Raw genomic sequence first — 261 nt, forward strand, 5'->3', positions numbered from 1 at the left:
GCGGTGCGTTGGCCTCGGCGGGTGCGGTGCGGAAGTGGTCGTCGACCAGGCGGAAGCCGTCGAGCATCTCGCGGAAGCGGTCCGGGCCGATGGCGATCATCAGGGACAGGCCGATCGCGGAGTCGTAGGAGTACCGGCCGCCGACCCAGTCCCAGAACTCGAACATGTTGGCCGTGTCGATGCCGAACTCGGCGACCCTCTCCGCGTTCGTCGACAGGGCGACGAAGTGTCCGGCGACGGCGGCCTCGTCACCGAGCGCGT

1 pseudogene is annotated in these 261 nt (G+C 69.3%); it reads right to left on the bottom strand.

Going from position 1 to position 261, the window contains the following annotated elements:
• Positions 1-261 (bottom strand): annotated as a pseudogene (locus K7G59_RS34530) (glucose-6-phosphate isomerase); the annotation flags it as partial.

The sequence above is a fragment of the Streptomyces sp. NK08204 genome, from assembly GCF_020400585.1.
GTDB lineage: Bacteria > Actinomycetota > Actinomycetes > Streptomycetales > Streptomycetaceae > Streptomyces.